At 58.1% G+C, this 1897-nt stretch carries 1 protein-coding gene and 1 pseudogene; one reads left to right on the top strand and one right to left on the bottom strand.

The genetic code is table 11. The features are described 5' to 3' along the window. Positions 1-3: 3 nt before the first annotated feature. The gene (locus SLH49_RS22280; protein WP_320271346.1) at positions 4-1473 is read right to left on the bottom strand and encodes a di-heme oxidoredictase family protein; all 1470 of its coding nucleotides are present in this window, start codon (positions 1471-1473) and stop codon (positions 4-6) included. A 26-nt stretch (positions 1474-1499) separates the two neighbouring features. Here SLH49_RS22280 and SLH49_RS22275 point away from each other — a divergent pair. After that, positions 1500-1897: pseudogene (locus tag SLH49_RS22275) on the top strand (hypothetical protein); the annotation flags it as partial.

Genomic DNA, 1897 nt, shown 5'->3' with positions numbered 1-1897 from the left:
GTTTCATAGGCTCTCCACAAACCGGATCAGCGCGTCCCGGTCTTCTTTCGACATCTCGATAACCGCATCGCGCTGCGCCTGCGCCTCGCCACCATGCCAAAGGATCGCCTCCAAGAGAGATCGCGCGCGGCCGTCATGCAGGAAATAGGTGTGGCCGCTGACCTGTTCGGTCAGGCCGATGCCCCAAAGCGGCGGGGTGCGCCATTCATAGCCGTTTGCCATGGCCTCTGGCCGGTGATCAGCCAACCCTTCGCCCATATCGTGCAGCAGCATGTCCGTGTAGGGCCAGATCAGTTGAAAGCTCTGTTCGGGCTGGTTTTCCAGCCGGTGGGTCACATAGCTGGGCGTATGGCAGGCGGCGCAGCCGGTGGTGTGGAAGACTTCCTTGCCACGCAGGACCTCTGGATCGTCAACGTCGCGACGGGCGGGCACGGCAAGGTTGCGGCTGTAGAACGTGACGAGGTCGAGCATCTCCGTGTCGATCTCGTGCACACGCGCGTCCCCATCGCCGTGGATAGCATTCTGACAGGCGGTTTGTGTTGGCATACACTCACCCGCCCCAGCCGGATTGATCGGTGAGGAAATCCCAATATCTCCAGCAAAGGCGTCCGCCGTTTGCTGACGGATCGTAGGTGTTCCCGCTTTTAGCCCGAACCGGCCCAGCATGTATTGATCAAATTCCTTGGACCAGACGATATTGGGTCGCCCGGAAATGCCGTCGCCATTCAGATCGTCGGGGTCGGCATTGGCAAGGATGTCCGCCGCCGGGATCGCTTCTAGCAGGCCAAGTCCGATCATCTGCGGCGCGATGCGTGGGCTGACCATGATGTCAGGATGCAGCGGCCCGTAGTTCAGATCGGTCAGCGTGTAATCCGGGCGACGCAGCGAGACGGTTTCGCCATCCGACAGCATAATCACCTCCTCGGTGTAGGTGATCGCAATCTGCGCTTCCGCCGCATGTCCCTGGATAGAGAAATCCTGGATCTGATTGCCATAATTCGGGTCGGGGAGGGTGGTGAGATACGCCTCAAGCTCCGCGGTCTTTTCCTGATAGTCACCGGGTATCGAGACGCGCATGAGCATCGAAATTGCATTGTCATCACCCGGTTCAGGCGGGTGTCCCCGTCCGTCCTTAAGGTGGCAACGCTGGCAGGACCGCGCGTTGAAAAGCGGGCCAAGTCCGTCCGAAGCAAGCGTAGAGGCGGGCGACGACACCCAAAGCTTGCGGAACAGACCGTTGCCAACCTTAAAGTTCAGCTCATCTTCGAACGCGATGTTGCCGGACGGTTGCGAAAACGCATCCGCGTTCGGGCGTACGCGTACGGTAGCGGCGCCGGCAGTGTTTTCCTCGAACTGACTAGGGGTAGAGAAATCCGTGGGGGGTGCGATTACGGTTGCGATTCGCGCTGCTTCTTCGTCGGTGCGGGGAATGATTTGCAGGTGTGGCTCGGAAAATGCGTCCGCCAGAGACAAATTAGCTGCTAAAATGGCAACAATCGTTGCGGTTTTTGAAGCGTGTCGCACGGTCAGACCTTCACATTTCAGTAATTCCTTATAAATATGGTCAGGAAATAAGCGCAATATGTGATCTGCGCCTGCGTCATAAAGGCAACTTCAATATGCTCTCTGTCGCCACTGTTGCTGAACCGATCAAAGCGAAGCGTCCCGCTGCGTTTTTGCCCGGCAAATGGCGCGGCGTCCTGAATGCCTTGCGGGTGGTCGCGCTCGACTGCCGGGCTGCCGCGCGAACCGATCTGTTCGAAGCCTGCGCTTTGATTTCAAACAAACAAAACCAAGCACAGGACGCGTTTGCGCAGGCCCTCTTCAAGTGCATCAGCGATGTGGTTGGCAACAAACCTGTGTTTTTTAGGCCCGGCACTGTGGAGCTGTCTTTTGA

It is taken from the genome of Cognatiyoonia sp. IB215446 (genome assembly GCF_033963825.1).
Lineage (GTDB): Bacteria > Pseudomonadota > Alphaproteobacteria > Rhodobacterales > Rhodobacteraceae > Yoonia.
Note: the sequence above shows the minus strand (reverse complement) of the source record. Positions and strands in the feature narration are given on the sequence as shown.